This is a genomic window from Thalassotalea sp. 1_MG-2023 (assembly GCF_030546745.1).
Lineage (GTDB): Bacteria > Pseudomonadota > Gammaproteobacteria > Enterobacterales > Alteromonadaceae > Thalassotalea_C.
This window is the reverse complement of sequence record NZ_JAUOPD010000008.1, coordinates 150,290-168,366: the sequence shown is the minus strand read 5'-3', so window position 1 is coordinate 168,366 and position 18,077 is coordinate 150,290. Positions and strand designations below refer to the sequence as shown.

The following is an 18,077-nucleotide window of genomic DNA, read 5'->3' as shown; positions in this document are numbered from 1 at the left end:
CACGGCACAAGCTCTGCCTTGTATAAATACCAAACAAATTGCTGCAAAAACAAACTTGAAAGATCAACACGCTCTAGGTATTTACCTTAAATATGCCGGTGACTTTCTTTTACCCTTAAGGTTAATACACCTGCCAAAATCATACTTAACCCGCCTATCACTAATGAGTAGATTGGTTGATTATCGAAAAATTTAGTGATCAAAAAGCCTAAAATACTTGCAGCTAAAATTTGCGGCAGCACAATGAAAAAATTAAAAATTCCCATATATACCCCCATTTTTTTTGCAGGCAATGCATTAGCAAGAATGGCGTAAGGTACTGACAATATTGACGCCCAAGCAAAGCCGACACCTACCATCGATATAACCAAGTACGTTGGATCATGTATAAAGATAAATGAAACAAAGCCAGTGCCGCCCATAAATAAATTAATCATATGTGCTATACGTAAATTAAACACTTTAACGATTAAAGGGATACAGATGGCAGCAAAAACGGCGGTTAAATTATAAGTTGAAAATAAAACACCCACCCAATCTGCTCCTTTGTTGTATGCGGCAGAGGTGACATCAGAAGTGTTATAATGAAACTCTGTAATAGCTGCTGTGGTATAGGTCCACATGGCGAAGAAAGGAAACCATGAAAAAAATTGTACAACAGCTAATTGTTTCATGGTTTGTGGCATTGCGAATAAATCAGCCATGATATGAGCAAATCCATTATCCGTTTTATGCTGTTTATGCAGATAGCTGGCGATAAGCATACACATTCCAAAAGCTGTGAAGCCTCCGGTTAAAATATAGAGACTTTTATCTAAGCGCGATATGTTGCTATAAACTAACACACTACTGACGATGCCGATTATTAGCGTGATCATGCCATAAATACCATAAGGTGGTGTTACGCGAGGCATTGAATGAGTCGCTTTTGTGGTTTCTGCCTGTTCAAACGCGGCTAATTGTTCAGGTGAATATTCTTTGGTACTAAAGATAGTCCATAACACTGCCAGTAAAAATACTGCTCCGCCAGCGTAAAAAGCAAATTTCACTGAATCAGGTAACAGCCCTGGCGCAGCGGTATTGCTGATATTAAGCCAATTGGTCATGATCCAAGGCAATGATGATGCAACGACAGAAGCAACGCCAATAAAAAAACTTTGCATGGCATAACCCATGGCTCGTTGTTTTCTCGGTAACATATCACCCACAAACGCGCGAAATGGTTCCATGGAAATGTTAATCGAGGCATCCATGATCCATAACATACCAGCAGCCACCCATAAGGTAGGAGAGTTCGGCATAATAAAGAGTGACAAACTTGCTGCGATAGCACCAATTAAAAAATAAGGACGACGACGGCCGAATTTTCCCCAAGTATTATCACTCATATAGCCGATGATTGGCTGTACAATTAGCCCAGTTATTGGGGCGGCAACCCATAAAATTGCCATGTTACCGTAATCAGCGCCTAAGGTCTGGAAAATGCGACTGACATTGGCATTTTGTAAAGCAAAGCCAAATTGAATACCCATAAAGCCAAAGCACATGTTCCAAATTTGCCAAAAATTTAATGTTGGCTTTTGTTGCGCTATCGAGGAAGTTGACATTGTCATTTTAAATACCTAATTACTGAACTTGATTAGTCTAGCGCTTTAAAGCGAATGGCGGTACCACCGCTTGTTGCAAGTGATAGCGTTAAACTATCATTCGCTGAAACTGGCTTATTTTCAATGATTATTTCATACGGATTATCAATCCAGTTTGCTTTTTCACCGTCACGGTAGATTTGTGCTTGATAGCGCTTATCTGGTGACAAAAAGTCTAAAGATACGGTGATTTTACGCGCATCTTCATTAGTTAGAGCGCCTAAATACCAATCTTGACCAAGACGTTCTTGGCGTGCCATTACCACATATTCACCTATTTCGCCGTCAAGAGCTTTACTTTCTTGCCAATCGGTCGGTACATCGCGAATAAACTGAAATGCAGGTAAATTAGCTTCATAATTACGAGGAAGGTCTGATGCCATTTGAATCGGGCTGAATATAACCACATATAAGGCTAATTGTTTCGCCAGTGTTGTTTGTGGACGGTCTGTATCAGCACCTAAACCTTTGTATGCCATATTGAAGGTGCCAGGTGTAAAGTCCATTGGCCCTGCTAACATACGAGTGAAAGGTAAAATAGCGGTATGTGATGGCGGATTTGGTGGTGAACCCCACGCGTTATATTCTTGACCGCGAGCGCCTTCACGGCTGATCCAGTTAGGGTAGGTTCTGCGCAAGCCAGTATCTTTAATAGGTTCATGAGTGTTTATACTAATTTTATATTTGGCAGCAAGTGTCACGTTATCTAAATATTCATTAACCATGAATTGGCCGTCATGCCACTCAAAACGTGCGATACCGTGTTCATCAACACGCTTGATTTTACCACCATCTGCGACATAACCTGTTTTAACCTGACGAACGCCATGTTGTTGGTACAACTCAAATGCGTCAGCCATTTGATTACGGTAATTGGTTACATTGCCTGATGTTTCATGATGACCAACTAAACGTACACCTTTTGCCAGTCCATGATCTGTCACTGCTTTGAGATTAAAATCGTCATATGATTGAGTAAAGTTAAATACATCACCATTATCGTACCAATCTCCATCCCAACCGATGTTCCAACCTTCCACTAATACACCGTCGAAGCCATACTTTGCGGCAAAGTCCATGTAACGCTTGGTTTCTTCTGTGGTAGCTCCGTGTTTCTTACCGCTTCCCCAAGTGGTCTCCCCCACATGCATGCCCCACCAGATACCGACATATTTCCCTGGCTCTATCCAAGATGTATCTGTTAATTTACTGGGTTCATTAAGGTTTAAAATCAAATCAGAGTTGAGTAATCCCGCTGCATTCTTGCTTATTTGAATCGTGCGCCAAGGACTGGTGAAGTCAGGTGTTTTTCTTACTAAAACTCCATCATACCAAGGTGTTAAATCCGCTTTTAGTTTATTATGACGACCTTTTAGAATCGTCATACCAGCGTAGTCGACTAATGCGGCCTCGTGAATACTGATGTGTTCGCCACTAGCTAACTTCATCGTGAGTGGAGTATGAACAAGATCTATTTCCGATAATGGGGTGGTTTGGTAGATATACTCATATCTATTCCAGCCACGTGCTGGGATCCACCACGCAGTGGTTTTCTCTGCATTTGGCACGTTGAATTCTGTTAACTCATCGACGATGGCAATATTACCATCAAGGCCTGGTTGTTTGGGTACTTCATAGCGAAAGCCTATACCATCATTAAATACGCGAAAGCGTACGCTAAACTGGTTAGACTTATCTCTATTAGTGGTAAAATTCACGATTAATTCATGATGATTATCACGTACATTTTTGCGTTCGCCCCAAGGTAATTGCCATGTGCTGTCAGCGGTTTGTTGTTTGCTTGACGAAATTGTAAAGCCTTCCGCTAAATCCGCCGATTGTTGAAACCTTAAACCAAGCAGCGATGTATCAATCACTTGGTTGCCATTAAAACTAACGCGGTAGCTTGGTGTGTTTTCATCACTTACAGAGACCGTTATTTTGTTGTTTGGTGAGCTTACCTTAACTGTTTTAGCGATCAGGTTTGGTGCGTTTAAGTAAGTACTTGCAAAAAGAGTTGTTAGAACCAGCAGATTTTTCTTCATTATTTTTCCTGAGGGTTTATTAATGGTTAACAGCATAAAATTACTGATGGCAAATTACAGCTAGCTGCATACGTATTCAGCATAATTTCATCGCGACTTTGTCGAAATTCATGTTGATAAACGTTTTCAATATTGTGCTTATTGCTTGATAAAAACGGCAGTGGTGAGTGCCGGAACGGTAAAACTGTTGGCACTTATTTGACTTTCTTTAACAACGTTATCAATGCCTTGTTGTTGTATTGGATGAAGTTGGTAGTCGTTTGCCTTAGCAAAGTTGAGCGTTTTTCGACTACCTGAACTATTGAATATAACGAGGGTGCTCGGCTGGTTTTTATCTCCTTTGATGCTCATTGCAACCAAACCAAGCTGTTGTTTGCTGCCAGTATTATGAAATTGAACATTAGCAATAATGTGCTTGGCGGTGGTTAAGCGAAATAGTGGGTTAGACATTCTTATGTTGACCAAATCAAGAAAAGCCTTGGTGCTAAACGCAATATCTTCTGCAGAGACTATATCTTTGCCTGCGTTTTGATGGCGTAGTGTTAAAATGGTTGACCAATTTTGTTGGTCTTTTTCTGCTGGCGGCAAGCCGATCTCGTAATTATTTGATCGTTTGGTAAAATCTACATAGTTAAACCAGTCGCCATAATCATAGGAGTCACGCAAGAAACCTTTTGAGCGTAACATTTCACTGCCCATATGAATAAAAGGAATGCCTTGGGAAAATAACGGATACGCAAGAGATAAAAGCTGCATTCGCACACGCTGCTTAGTGGTTAACTCATAAGCAATACGATATTGGTTATTGTCCCACAATGTTTGATTGTCGTGCTTTGACACGTAGTTAATGGTGTCGGCAGGATCAAGTGCATAGCCTGTTGGTTGATCGCCATATGGAATTTCGCTTCCTTTTCGAATGGTATCTTCTGCGGTAAATAATGAATAGTTAGCTAAATTGCCAGTTAAACCAATTCTGAGTTGATCGGCTAACGCGAGATAACGTTGGCGATCGTCTTCTGTTTGCAGTTCATTAGGCAGTGTTGCTAAACCATTAGCAATACCTTGGCTTTTGCGAATATCTTGTCCTTGCGCATTAAATGCACCGCCTCTGACAGCGTCTCTTAATCTGTCGGTAAATGTACCAATTTCAGTTCCAGCAAGTGCTAGTTGACTGGCTTGCTCAAATCGCTGGTGATTGGCAACTTCACCAAAATTCCATCCTTCACCATAAAAGTAGGTGTCATCATCAAAGGCTTTAACGGCTTTACGGGCTTTAAGCATTGAAGACTTGGGTTGATGACCCATTAGGTCAAAACGAAAACCGTCAATTTTATAATCTCTTGCCCATACGACCAATGACTCAATCATTAATTTTTCCATCATTGCATGTTCTGTTGCGGTGTTATCGCAACAAGTTGACTGGGCAATTTTTCCTGTGAGTGCATCTAATCGGTGATAATAATTAGGAACAATTTTATCGAGAATAGCTGTTGGTGCTAAGCCTGCCTGATGAGTATGGTTGTAAACAACATCCATGATCACGCGAAATCCTAAATTGTGTAATGCTTGCACCATCGTTCTAAATTCAACAATGCGACTTATCCCATCAGGGTTTATTGCGTAACTACCTTCAGGCACTGTGTAATGGAATGGATCATAACCCCAGTTATAATTGTCTTGGCTTCGTAGTGCTGAAATAATAGCTTGCAGCTGTTTGCTAGTGCTAGGCAACGTTGCAAGATATTCATTTAATTGCTGTGATTTATCGGTTTTTAGTGCACAAATTTCTTCAAGTTGGCTTTTTCGGCAAATATCATTTAGTGAGCGGTTGATATCAATTACAGATTCGCTATTTTCATCTACCGTGCCTATATCGAAGGCTGGCAGTAAATGAATACTGTTTATTCCTGCTGTTCTCAATGCTTTTAAATGTTGCATTCCAGCGCTATTTTTCTCGGTAAACGCAAGGTATTTCCCTCGGTAATGCTTGTTTGATAGCGTCGTGTCGTGTGAACTAAAGTCACGAATATGAGTTTCATAAAAAATATTATCTTCAGGGGTTTTAACAGGGGTATCTAACTGCGTTAGCCAGCCAGTTGGCTGTGTGGAGGGATGATTTAAATCAATAATTTGTGAGTACTCACTATTGGTCGATAAGCTAAGAGAATATGGGTCAGTGGTAATCACTTCTTCTATTTTTTTCGTGCTTGGGTGATACAAGGTGATTTGATAGCGATAGAATTGTTCATTTAGCGATTGAGAAGTATCAGCTGACCAAATACCTGTGTTTTTATCTTCACTCATCTTGAGTTTGTAAGGTGGTATCGGGCGCTTAGTTTTATCAAAAAGTTGTACATTAATCGCCAGTGCTGTTGGTGCCCATAACTTAAATTGTACGCCATTATTCGTTAGTCGTGCGCCTAATTCATTATCTTCATTCGCATCTTTTTGTCCTGAGGTATAAAGCACATCGATAATGTTTGCGGTTTGAACATATGTACCTACGAGGTCGCCATGCTGTTGTTTATATACAATAAGAGGTTGTTTAAGTAATTGCTTTATTTGTTTGGTATGCGTTTTTATTTTGAAACACTGAAAGGTTTGTAAATGCGGGTACTTATTCGCTAACGCCGGACTTAATTGGCACTTAGTTAATGGCAATGTTTGGTCTATTTTTTCAGCATTGAACGTAGCCAGTGCTAATTCATCGGATGAAAATTGTGTGGCAACTACGATGGTATTTGGTGTTAACCAGTGGGCTCCCGCCAACGTTATATGACTCGATATTTTTTTTGGAGCAACTGTTGTAGTGCTGCTGTGTGAAAAATGTTGAAGTTGTGCATTTACTTGCTCTGTTATGCATAGCCATAACATGATGGTTAAAAAAAAGCGCATCTTAAATCCCGTTAATTTATAAGCAGTATAGTCGCTGAACGTTGCTTAATTTACGTTGCGAGGCCATGAATAAGAAGTAGTTGGGTATTATTGCATACGTATTCAATCATTTGGTTGAGTTGGCACTTTGTAAAATTTTGTTTAAAAATTACCCGCTATCTATAGTGAAGAATGCTATATTTTATCAGGGCTGTAACCAAATGTTTCAACACTAAAAAAGCCTTTATTGTCTTCATTTTGAATACGTATGCAGATAAATGCATAAATTGAATACGTATGCATAATGTATTTTTCAGAAGCCGACCTCTCTATATTTAGGTCATCCACGTGACAGTGGGTATCGACTTACACATGAAATATACATTTAGTTATTACAACAGCTATTGGATACGCTGAAAATTAAAATAAAGTACAGGGAAGGTAGGGGAGAGAATACAGATGGTTAAGTTTACACCGAGCAAGTTAACATTGGCGTTGTTGTCGACGGGTTTGATGGCAGTTAGCGCTTCATCGTTTGCTTTTGCACAGCAAACAGACGAAGAAAAAGAGCAAGCAAAAAAAGCAGACCAAGAGGTTGAAGTCATCGAAGTAAAAGGTCTTCGTGGCAGCTTAATTAAATCAATTAACACAAAACGTTTTTCTTCAAACGTTGTTGATGCCATAAGTGCCGAAGATATCGGTAAACTACCTGATTCGTCAATTGCTGATTCCTTATCACGTATTTCAGGGTTAGCTGCGCAGCGTTTGGAAGGTCGTGCGAGTGTTATTAGCATTCGTGGCTTTGGTGAAAACGAATCTACTACAACGCTAAATGGTCGTGAACAGGTGTCTATTGGTGATGGGCGTGGTGTTGAGTTTGATCTTTATCCATCCGAAATCATGAGCGGTGTTAGCGTTTACAAAACACCGAACGCATCAATGACCGGTGAAGGCATCGCAGGTGTCATTGATATGCAAACGATCAGCCCGCTATCAAAAGCGGAACAAGTGATTGTTATTAATGGTCAGTATGAAAAAAATGGCCATGACGCAGTGGTAGATGGCTATGATAATACCGGCCATCGTTTAAATTTCTCCTACATTGATCAATTTGCTGATGACACCTTAGGTGTCGCGTTAGCTTTTAATACGATGGAATCCCCTGGCCAAGAGAAGCAATTTGGTCGTCACGGTGACCCTTTTTTGTATGACCTGACTGATGAAGAAGGCAATAGCTATACTGGCATTAAAGGGGCGAATATTAAAGGCCGTTCGTCAGTATTAGAGCGTGACTCTGTTATGGCTGTTGTAGAATATGCACCAACAGATGACCTAACCATCACGGTTGATTCTCTATACGTTGATTTTAGTGATAAACGCTATATCGGGGCGATAGAATTCGGTTTTAATAACTGTGATGATGAAGGTAAGTTCCCAGACTGTGAATATACCATTAATAGTGTTGAAAACGGCTTTGTTACTGGTGCTACTTACCGTAATTTTCCTTTTTATGTAAAAAACAATCAAGAGCATCGCACAGCTGATTTATTAAACTTAGGGTTAAACATCGAATACCGTGTTAATGATGACCTAACAGTAACATTTGATGCCAGCTCTTCTGAAGTAGAGCGTGATTTATATCAGCATGCTACGTTTGGTGGCGCATCATCTTTTGCGGGTAACGAAGTAACGTATCAATTAAATAAAGACGGTTCGGGCGGTACTTTTGAAAGTTCACTTGATTATGGTGACCCTAGTGTTGTTGGCTTAGGTGACATTATGGGTTGGGATCTTGCTGGTGAACGATCAAACCCGAAAGTAGAAGATGAAATTAAGTCATTTAAGCTTGCAGCTAAGCACATGCTAGAAAGCGACGTGTTTGACTCGATTGAATTCGGTTTGGCATATCGTGAACGTGATAAACAAAAAACGATTAGCTACTCAAAAACAGATGTTTTACCGTCTGCGATGATCCCAGGTACTAATGTAGCTGCTATTTCACCTGAATACTTGCTGGGTACAGTTGATTTAACACACGCAAATATGGGTCATACGCTTATTTTTGATCAAGAAGCATTACTTTCAAGTGGCGCTGTTTATAGCGAAACAGATGTAACGTATTCTTGGGGCAAAATTAATGATGCCTTTCAGGTGAGTGAAGAAGTATCTGCAGCATTCGTGCAAGGTAATATTTCAACAGAAATAGCCGGTAAATCGGTACGCGGTAATGTTGGCTTACGCTACATCAAAACAGAGCAAAGCTCTATTGGCGACACGTTTGGCTGGAGTGGAATAGATACTAAATTAGATTTCTCGCACTCATATTCAAACTTCTTACCAAGCGTTAATATTATTGTTGACGTATCAGATGATGAAATTCTACGCTTTGGTTTTGCTAAAACTATTGCCCGCCCTACGATGGATGATATGAAAGGTGGTATTTTAGTTGAACCAACAAGCTGGAGTGGTAATCCTGACGACACAGATATTAATGGCAATTATTGGCGAGCTTCAGGGGGCAACTATCAATTAGAAGCCCGTGAAGCAAATGGCTTTGATTTAAGCTATGAGAATTATTTCTCAGATGAAGGCTACTTCTCGGTAGCGTTATTTTATAAGAAAATTAAAAACTGGAACTTTGATAGCGTTTATGAAACCGAACTTCCGTTAGATGATGCATCGTTATCAACGCACCCTGTTGCAAGCAATATTGATGGTTTTAGCGATAAAACAGCTACCGTGAATGCAAAAGAAAATGGTGGTGAAGGTGACTTACGTGGTGTTGAACTTTCAGTGTCATTCCCTTTTAAAATGATTGATGAAAGCTTGGAAGGCTTTGGTATTTTTGCCAGCCATACAATGGTTAAGCAAGATATGAAAGACTTTAATGGTGATGATTATACGTTACCTGGCCTGTCTGAGCGTGTTTCAACCATTACCGCGTACTATGAAAAAGACGGCATTCAAGTGCGTACTTCGATGCGTAAACGTTCTGATTTTACCGCGTCAATCTATTCAACTATTGGCTTAACCACTGAACAACGTTTCGGCTTAGGTGAAACGTTAGTTGATGCGCAAATTGGTTACGACGTTACTGATAGCCTATACATATATGTGCAAGGCCAAAACCTAACGAATGAGGCATTTCAAACTAAATTTGACGATGCTGACTACGCTACCGATCAATACTTTGATTATGGTCGTAGTTATCAAGCAGGGTTTACCTATAAATTTTAATGGTAATACCTTTTATGGTTAGTTGAATAAGTGCCCTGGTAATGTCATGTTATTGGGGCATTCTACTTTTTCTCCTATTGAAATTTACCCTTCGGTGCTTAGGTCGAGAGAATTATCATGAAAAATAAAGTGAATAAGGTTGTTATTTTAGGTGGCGGCACGGCAGGGTGGATGTCGGCAGCGCTGTTAGTGAAAACCTTCGGCAATAAACTAGATATTACGCTAATCGAGTCAGATCAAATAGGCACTATTGGTGTTGGTGAGGCGACAATACCGCCGATTATGCATTTTAATGAAGAATTAGGTATTGACCCTAAAGCTTTTATCAAAGCCACTAACGCTACGATAAAGCTTGGTATTGAATTTGAAAACTGGGGAACAGTTGGTAATCGTTATATGCACGCCTTTGGTGATATCGGTAAAAGTTTTCCGCTTTGCGATTTTAATCACTTTTTTACAAAAGCACACCACGCGGGGCTTAACTATGACTTTTGGGACTTTTCATTAAATTACCAAGTTGCTAAGCGTAATGCCTTTGCGTTACTCGATAAAATACCCGGCTTAAACCTTAATGGACTCGCGCATGCTTATCATTTTGATGCTGGACTTTATGCAAAATTTCTAGCTCAATATTGCCAAGCCAAAGGCGTGAAGCGAATCGAAGGAAAAGTTGCACAGGTTGATCAATGTGAAAAAACAGGAAATATTCTGTCATTAACCTTAGAAAATAGCACTAAAGTGGCAGGTGACTTGTTTATTGATTGTTCTGGAATGAAAGGGCTGCTGATCGAACAAAATTTGAATACCGGTTTTGAAGACTGGTCTCATTGGTTACCTGCTGATAGTGCTGTAGCAGTACCTAGTGAAAGCGTTTCTCCGATTAAACCATTTACACAATCAATTGCCCATGAAGCTGGCTGGCAGTGGCGTATTCCATTGCAGCATAGAACGGGTAATGGCTTTGTATATAGCTCAAAATATTTAACAGATGAACAGGCCCAACAATGCTTGCTTGCAAATTTAGATGGTAAAGCGCTAGCAGAACCGAAAGTGATTAAATTTAAAACCGGACGTCGTTTAAAGCAATGGCATAAAAATGTGGTTGCTATTGGTTTGTCGAGTGGTTTTTTAGAGCCGTTAGAGTCAACCAGTATACATATGATCCAGAGCGCGATTGTGCGTTTAGTGAAGCTATTTCCTCATCAAGGTATTGATGAGGTGATGATAGAAGAATTTAACCGTCAATCTAAACTTGAATACGAGCGTATTCGTGACTTTATTATTTTACATTACAAGCTTAATCAACGTGACGATAGCAAGTTTTGGCGTGACTGCCAGCGAGTAGAAGTGCCCCAGTCTTTAAAGCATAAAATGGCGTTATTTAAGTCTTCAGGGTTAGTGTTTCGAGAAAATGATGAGCTTTTTACAAAAATTGCCTGGCAGCAGGTATTTTTAGGTCAAGGGTTAATTCCTGATGATTATCATCGGAGTGCAGATCAATTAAACACTGATGAATTAAATGAAATGCTTTACAGTATTAAACAAATAATGACTAAAACGGCTGAAAAGGTACCACCGCATCATCAATTTATTGATGCATGTATTCGCTGATATAAGCGATTAAAAGTAAAAAAAACCAGTGCATTGCACTGGTTTTTTACGTTCAGTTTACGTTATTTAACTGCGCGATAAAGCGCAAATGACAAACCTGGCAGAGAAATACGTGACTGTTCACCGACTGTTTCTATTAATGCTTGTTCAGACGGATGAATGAGTTGATATTGTTTATCAAGAGTTAATAGTGCTGATTGCTCAGCAATTGCTGTGTTAAAAGCAATTAAGTAATCATCTTGTTTATCTTGCTTACGCAGTATTAATAAGCCTGCTTTATTTTGAGTCAATATAACTTCTTGCTCGCCGACACGTAAGGTTTCATGTTGGTGGTAAAGGGCCGCTAATTTTGCAAAGTAAGTAAATAACGGGTGACTGATATCAAAATTATCCTGTGCAGTACTTGCTGTTGTTTCCAACAATTTCTGGGCATTATGGGTAGCTACTTTAGATGGCATCATGTCTTGCCGCGCGTTGTGGTTATCACCTGTACCAATAAAGCCCTGTTCATCACCATAATAAATAACAGGTACTCCTCTTAAGAAAAAAGTCATTGCACTGGCTAGTTTGAGTCGTTGGCTAATTTCTTGGTGACTAAACTTTTCTTGCTTAGCAAGCAAATAGGCAAAGCGGCCCATGTCATGATTACCAGTAAAGTTTAATAATTGATTGGCATTTTTATATAAACCGTCTTGTGCAAAAAGTGTACTAAACAATGCAGTAGGCTTTTGTTCGATTAACGTTTGATACAACACTGACTGTAGGCCAAAATCGAGCACAGAAGGTAAAGTGCCTTGCGTAGTGTATTTACTTAGCTCAGCGGGGTTGCCACTATAAACTTCACCAAACATAAAGAAGTTTTCTATGCCTTGAGCTTTGGCATGATCAGCAAGTGCAGGAATAAACTGTTGCCAAAATTCAATATTGACGTGTTTTACGGTATCGATTCGAAAGCCATCAGGTTTAAACTCGCTGATGATGTGCTGGTAAATTTCGATCATACCGTCAACGACTGCTTGCGATTCAGTATTTAAATCATCAAGGCCGAAAAAGTCACCATTTAATGAATTTTCACCACTAAAAGTAGAGTCACCTTGGTTATGATAATGTTTAGGATGATTTAACCACGTTGGTGTTTTAAGTTGCTCATTACCTTTTTGAATGACTGTTTGATACCCCTTGCCTTGAGCTAGCTTAGCAAGAGAGATGTAAGGGCAGGCTTCGCCGCTTTCAGACCATCCTGAACCGTCTTGTCCATGGCATTCTTTGTATTTGATCACATCAGCAGTGTGATTGGTGATAATGTCAAAAAATATTTTAATATTGCGTTTATGTGCTGCATCAATTAAAGCTTTAAGGTCATCATTACTCCCTAGGTGAGGGTCAATTTCGGTGAAATCTAATACCCAATAACCATGATAGCCAGCAATATCTCCTTGTACTGCTTGATTACGTAAAATAGGCGTTAACCAGATACTTGTAATACCAAGTTGTTCTAAATAGGGAAGTTTATTCGTTAATCCAGCGAGATCACCACCATGGAAATACTTTTCATCGCTTGGGTTAAACCCGCCAAAAGAAATAGGTATTTCTTTCGCACCATTGTCATTTCTGGTATCACCGTTACTAAAACGATCGGGTAATACGAAGTAAAAGACTTCATCTTCAATCGGTCTTTGTTGATAAGGTGCTAAATCACTCGCGATGGTTGGTGTGATTGAAGGTTGTAGCGGTTGAGGGCTGTTTTTTTCATGTATGCAACCAAACATAAAAGCTGCACAGCAACTCAATATAAGTGTGGTCATTAGTGTTTTTAAGCTTAATGTCATAAGTTGCCTTGTTTTTTATTGTTACGTTAGCAAAGGTCATTTGTATTGATAGTACAAATATCTAAGTGACAAGTATAAAAATTACATACGTATGCATAGCGATTCAGGCATTGATTACTCATGCATACGTATGCAGTAGCATTGCACTAAGCCATGGGGCTACTTATGCTTACAAGGTCTCGATAAATCGTGACTGGCTACTGTCATATAATGCTTTAAGCCACATGATTAATATAAAATAAAGTAGATTGGACTTGTATGGAAATTCAACCTTGGTGGCGTGGCGCCGTAATATATCAAATTTATCCTCGCAGTTTTATGGATGCCAACAATGACGGCATTGGCGATCTTGCTGGGATTGTTGAAAAATTCCCTTATATTAGAAGCTTGGGCGTGGATGCTGTTTGGATTTCGCCGTTTTTCAAATCACCGATGAAAGATTTTGGTTACGATATTAGTAGCTATCGTGAAATTGATCCGATGTTTGGTAACATGGACGATTTTGATCGCTTAATGAATAAAGCGAAAGAATATGATATTAAAGTCGTGATAGACCAAGTGTTAAGCCATACATCTGATCAACATCCATGGTTTATTGAAAGTCGTCAAAATAAAACCAATGCGAAAGCTGATTGGTATGTGTGGGCTGACGCTAAAGAAGATGGTACACCACCTAATAATTGGTTATCTATCTTCGGGGGTTGTGCGTGGCAATGGGAGCCTCGTCGCCAACAATACTATTTACATAATTTTCTTACCTCGCAACCCGATTTAAATTTTCACCACCCTGAAGTGCAAAAAGCAGTGTTAGAAAATGTTGAATTTTGGCTAAAACGTGGTGTTGACGGGTTCCGCTTAGACGCGATTAATTTTTGTTTTCATGATCAACAATTACGCGACAATCCCGCCAAAGCGCCAAAAGACAGAAAAGGCCGCGGGTTTAGCGAAGATAACCCTTATGCTTTTCAGTATCATTATTACAATAATACACAACCTGAAAATATCGCCTTTATGGAAGATATTCGCCAATTAATGGATAAGTATCCCAATGTGGTGGCATTAGGTGAAATTTCTTCAGAAGACTCTTTGCAAACGATGGCTGATTACACTCAAGGTAATAAGCGATTACACATGGCGTATAGTTTTGAATTATTAACACCAGACGGTAGTCCTAGCTATATTCGACAAACCGTTGAAGCATTAGAAGATAAGTTGGTTGATGGTTGGCCGTGTTGGGCAATTGGCAATCATGATGTTATGCGAGTAGCTTCGCGTTGGGGCAATGAAAATAATCGTCAAGCACAGAGTAAAATGTTTAACGCGTTGCTTGCCTCGCTACGAGGCAGTGTGTGCAGCTACCAAGGTGAAGAACTTGGTTTAACCGAAGCAGACATTGCCTATGATGACTTACAAGACCCTTACGGTATTACTTTTTGGCCAACCTTTAAAGGACGAGATGGTTGCCGCACTCCAATGCCATGGTCAGCGCAAGAAAGTAACGCAGGGTTTTCCCAAAGTGATTATTTGTGGCTACCGGTAAGCGATGCGCATCAAATTAATGCTGTTTCAGTGCAGCAAAACCAACCATCGTCGGTATTAAATGCTTATCAAACCTTTTTAAGCTGGCGTAAAAGTCAATCACCTTTGCTATATGGTGATATCAACTTTTTAGAGAGTAGCGACGATAAACTCGTATTTACGCGTCAGTACCAAGGGAATACACTATATGTATTGGCTAACTTCTCAGACACTACCGTGGTATTTGATTTACCCAACTCAGCGTACCAGCTAGTGGAAGGTCATGGTTTCTTAATTGCTGACGTTTCAACGAATGAACAACATACAACTGTTACGGTAGCGCCTTATCAAATAGCGTATCTCGCTCAATAGTTTTTATATTTCGTTAATAAAAACCATCGCACTTACTTGTTCGATGGTTTTTTTGTGCCTAGCAAAAAACACTATATGTACCCTGAACGTGGGCTATTGAGCGGTTGCTTTTTAATGATTTGTTGTCGACAAACGTGAGACTCTTTTGAATTTTGTGGTATAGTTTTTGACCATGTTTACACATACGCCAAACAGCAACATGCCTTATGTTAAGTGCAAATAATAGTATTTAAATTATGATCAATGTTAAACAAGCAGACCTAACTATTGAGCAAGAAATTACCGCATGTTATCAGCGTGAGTCAGGTGCTGTATTGGCCACGCTTATGCGTTTATTGAATGGTCATTTTGATTTGGCGGAAGAAGCGTTACAAGATGCATTCACGGCAGCTTTAACGCAATGGCCAAAAGACGGTGTACCTAAAAAACCTCGAGCTTGGTTAATTTCAACAGGGCGATTTAAAGCGATAGATAAACTTCGTAAAAATAGCAGCTTCTCTCATTATCTCAATTCAACGATACCTGACGATATGGTGCAAACTGCATCTTTTGAAGATCCAGAAACCATCGAAGATGATTTATTGCGATTGATCTTTACTTGCTGTCATCCTGCATTAGCCATCGAAGCAAGACTTGCGTTAACCCTTAGAGAAGTGTGTGGCTTAACAACAGAAGCGATAGCTGCGGCATTTTTAATTCCGGTACCAACCCTTGCGCAACGTATTGTTCGAGCGAAAAATAAAATTTGCGAATTACAGATACCTTATGAAGTACCCGATAAGGATCAATTACCCGAGCGGTTAACGTCGGTATTAGCTGCTTTGTATTTATTATTTAATGAAGGCTATTCGGCAACCGTTGGCCAAGATGTTACATGCACAGAGCTATCTTTAGAAGCTATCCGACTAACGAGGCTGCTTTCTGAGTTAATGCCACAAAAAGAAATTATTGGCTTATTAGCATTAATGTTACTTCATGATGCTCGCAAAAAAGCGCGTATGGATGAGCACGGCGAACTTGTTTCTTTAGAAGAGCAAAATAGGTTGTTATGGGATCAGCCTCAAATAGCAGAAGGATGTCAGCTGGTAAAAGAAGCGTTATCGTTGGGGCCGGCTGATATTTATACATTGCAGGCAGCTATAGCCGCTGTTCATGGTGAAGCGCAACATTTTGAGGAAACAAATTGGGCTGAAATCACCGGGTTATATCAAGTACTTTTATCGATAAATTTCTCACCGATTTACGCGTTAAATCATGCGGTCGCACTATCGATGCGAGACGGGCCTACTGCCGGTTTAAAGGCAATAGAAGCAATAGAAGGCGATAAAGCATTACAACATTATTATTTACTTTATGCTGCTAAGGCTGACTTATATCGACAACTTGCGCAAAAGGAAAAGGCTTTGTCTGCTTACCAACGTGCCTTGGGTTTAACCCAGCAAGCACCGGAGAAACGTTTCATTGAAAAAAGAATGGCGGCGCTTTAATTTTTTTGCTGCCTTGTCGAAATCGATGTTTGCTGTACGACTACTCTTAGAACACCTAAAAATGAACGAGTAAGGAGTATAACAATGACATCGATGATTTTTGTCAATTTACCAGTGATGAACTTATCGGCAGCGATAAAGTTTTATCAAGCCATTGGTTTTGATAATAACCCCAAATTTACTGACGATACAGCGGCATGTATGGTGTGGAGTGAAAGTATTCATGTCATGCTGTTAACGCATGATAAATGGCGTCACTTTACCCAACGACCTATCCCTGATGCTACATCAAGTGAAGTAATGCTGGCTTTATCATTACCGAATCGTGAACAAGTTGAACAAATGACCCAAGCTGCGGGCGCATGTGGTGGAACTGCAGATATTAACGCGATCCAAGACTATGGTTTTATGTATGCTAGAGCATTTACTGATCTTGATGGCCATGTTTGGGAAGCCATGTGGATGGACCCAGCAGCAGCGGCTGAATAATAAAACACATTTTCTAACGGGGTGAACAAAGATAAGTAGCCCTCGTAATAGTGCTAATAGGAGAATAACATGACTTATATAGATGGCATGGTGGCAGCAGTACCAAAAATGAATAAAGAAAAGTTTAAAGCACATGCTGAAGCATTTGATGCAGCCTTTATTGAATGGGGCGCATTGCGCGTAGTGGAATGTTGGGAAGATGATGTTCCCGATGGTAAACAAACAGACTTTCGTCAGGCCGTTAAAGCAAAACCTGATGAGCAAATCGTATTTTCGTGGATAGAGTGGCCTGACAAAGCAACTCGCAATGCCGGCATGGAAAAAATGGAACAGGCAATGAAATCTGATCCAAAGATGAATATGGAGTCTAACCCCATGCCTTTTGATGGTATGCGACTTATCTATGGTGGATTTGTACCTATGATCACCCTGAATAAATAGCACGATTAACGTATTTATAGTCGGGGGAGTGTGGTTAAGTTTATCAAGTTATCCCCCGTTTTTTTTGTTATGTAACATTCATTAAACAATGTAGATAAGCGATAGGAAATGCAGATGAAATATTTATGCTTGGTTTATTATGATGAAACTAAAATGGGGAACTTATCCCAAACACAGTGGGATGATTTGAATCAGGAATGCATTGCCTGTGTTGAAGGGTTAACCACGGCGGGTAATTTTATTGATGGTGCGCCTTTAATGACAACAGATACGGCATTAAGTGTTCGCATTCGTGATGACAAGCCGTTAATTACCGATGGACCATTTGCCGAAACGAAAGAGCAATTAGCAGGTTTTTATATGCTGGAAGCCCGAGATATGAATGATGCGCTTCGGTTAGCACAAAAAATACCTCCTGCTCGCTACGGCACTGTTGAAGTTAGACCTGTTCGCGAGCTAAAACATGATGGTAATGACAGATAAATAATGAAGTAATAAACGTTAATGATTCATTCTCGTTTTTTTGCA

General features: G+C 39.9%; 11 protein-coding genes. 7 read left to right on the top strand and 4 right to left on the bottom strand.

The genetic code is table 11. From position 1 onward, the window contains the following. Window positions 1–86: 86 nt before the first annotated feature. The 3 genes from Q4489_RS08915 to pulA form a co-directional block, all read right to left on the bottom strand. On the bottom strand, window positions 87–1,592 hold the full coding sequence (locus Q4489_RS08915) for an MFS transporter (protein WP_303479227.1): 1,506 nt from the start codon (window positions 1,590–1,592) through the stop codon (window positions 87–89). A gap of 47 nt (window positions 1,593–1,639) precedes the next feature. Continuing rightward, window positions 1,640–3,691, bottom strand: a complete 2,052-nt coding sequence (locus Q4489_RS08910) for a glycoside hydrolase family 97 protein (RefSeq protein WP_303479216.1) — start codon at window positions 3,689–3,691, stop codon at window positions 1,640–1,642. 138 nt (window positions 3,692–3,829) lie between these two features. Continuing rightward, window positions 3,830–6,586 (bottom strand): pullulanase-type alpha-1,6-glucosidase, encoded by a 2,757-nt coding sequence (gene pulA / locus Q4489_RS08905; protein ID WP_303479213.1) that lies wholly within the window; start codon window positions 6,584–6,586, stop codon window positions 3,830–3,832. Window positions 6,587–7,024: 438 nt separating this feature from the next. Here pulA and Q4489_RS08900 point away from each other — a divergent pair, with 438 nt between their 5' ends. Together Q4489_RS08900 and Q4489_RS08895 are read left to right on the top strand one after the other, a co-directional pair. After that, window positions 7,025–9,802, top strand: a complete 2,778-nt coding sequence (locus Q4489_RS08900; RefSeq protein ID WP_303479211.1) for a TonB-dependent receptor — start codon at window positions 7,025–7,027, stop codon at window positions 9,800–9,802. A gap of 117 nt (window positions 9,803–9,919) precedes the next feature. Continuing rightward, window positions 9,920–11,413 (top strand): tryptophan halogenase family protein, encoded by a 1,494-nt coding sequence (locus Q4489_RS08895; protein WP_303479206.1) that lies wholly within the window; start codon window positions 9,920–9,922, stop codon window positions 11,411–11,413. A gap of 62 nt (window positions 11,414–11,475) precedes the next feature. On the opposite strand, the gene Q4489_RS08890 is transcribed toward Q4489_RS08895, so the two are convergent. After that, the gene (locus Q4489_RS08890; protein WP_303479203.1) at window positions 11,476–13,242 is read right to left on the bottom strand and encodes an alpha-amylase family glycosyl hydrolase; all 1,767 of its coding nucleotides are present in this window, start codon (window positions 13,240–13,242) and stop codon (window positions 11,476–11,478) included. Between the two features lie 258 nt (window positions 13,243–13,500). Between Q4489_RS08890 and Q4489_RS08885 the strand changes: the two genes are divergently transcribed. The 5 genes from Q4489_RS08885 (at window position 13,501) to Q4489_RS08865 (ending at window position 18,032) form a co-directional block, all read left to right on the top strand. Then, the gene (locus Q4489_RS08885; protein WP_303479201.1) at window positions 13,501–15,132 is read left to right on the top strand and encodes an alpha-glucosidase family protein; all 1,632 of its coding nucleotides are present in this window, start codon (window positions 13,501–13,503) and stop codon (window positions 15,130–15,132) included. Between the two features lie 236 nt (window positions 15,133–15,368). Continuing rightward, window positions 15,369–16,619, top strand: coding sequence for an RNA polymerase sigma factor (locus Q4489_RS08880; RefSeq protein WP_303479199.1), 1,251 nt, complete (start codon window positions 15,369–15,371; stop codon window positions 16,617–16,619). Between the two features lie 84 nt (window positions 16,620–16,703). Next, window positions 16,704–17,108 carry a VOC family protein gene (locus Q4489_RS08875; protein WP_303479196.1) on the top strand — a complete coding sequence of 135 codons (405 nt, stop codon included), beginning with the start codon at window positions 16,704–16,706 and terminating at the stop codon, window positions 17,106–17,108. Between the two features lie 69 nt (window positions 17,109–17,177). Next, window positions 17,178–17,549 (top strand): DUF1428 domain-containing protein, encoded by a 372-nt coding sequence (locus Q4489_RS08870; protein WP_303479194.1) that lies wholly within the window; start codon window positions 17,178–17,180, stop codon window positions 17,547–17,549. 114 nt (window positions 17,550–17,663) lie between these two features. Then, window positions 17,664–18,032, top strand: coding sequence for a YciI family protein (locus Q4489_RS08865; protein WP_303479191.1), 369 nt, complete (start codon window positions 17,664–17,666; stop codon window positions 18,030–18,032). The last annotated feature ends 45 nt before the right edge of the window (window positions 18,033–18,077 follow it).

Bases quoted from the DNA above. Each gene is read 5' to 3' on its own strand.
- Q4489_RS08910 (WP_303479216.1), bottom strand. From the start codon at position 3,691: ATGAAGAAAAATCTGCTGGTTCTAACAACTCTTTTTGCAAGTACTTAC.
- pulA (WP_303479213.1), bottom strand. From the start codon at position 6,586: ATGCGCTTTTTTTTAACCATCATGTTATGGCTATGCATAACAGAGCAA.
- Q4489_RS08900 (WP_303479211.1), top strand. From the start codon at position 7,025: ATGGTTAAGTTTACACCGAGCAAGTTAACATTGGCGTTGTTGTCGACG.
- Q4489_RS08895 (WP_303479206.1), top strand. From the start codon at position 9,920: ATGAAAAATAAAGTGAATAAGGTTGTTATTTTAGGTGGCGGCACGGCA.
- Q4489_RS08890 (WP_303479203.1), bottom strand. From the start codon at position 13,242: ATGACATTAAGCTTAAAAACACTAATGACCACACTTATATTGAGTTGC.
- Q4489_RS08885 (WP_303479201.1), top strand. From the start codon at position 13,501: ATGGAAATTCAACCTTGGTGGCGTGGCGCCGTAATATATCAAATTTAT.
- Q4489_RS08880 (WP_303479199.1), top strand. From the start codon at position 15,369: ATGATCAATGTTAAACAAGCAGACCTAACTATTGAGCAAGAAATTACC.
- Q4489_RS08875 (WP_303479196.1), top strand. From the start codon at position 16,704: ATGACATCGATGATTTTTGTCAATTTACCAGTGATGAACTTATCGGCA.
- Q4489_RS08870 (WP_303479194.1), top strand. From the start codon at position 17,178: ATGACTTATATAGATGGCATGGTGGCAGCAGTACCAAAAATGAATAAA.
- Q4489_RS08865 (WP_303479191.1), top strand. From the start codon at position 17,664: ATGAAATATTTATGCTTGGTTTATTATGATGAAACTAAAATGGGGAAC.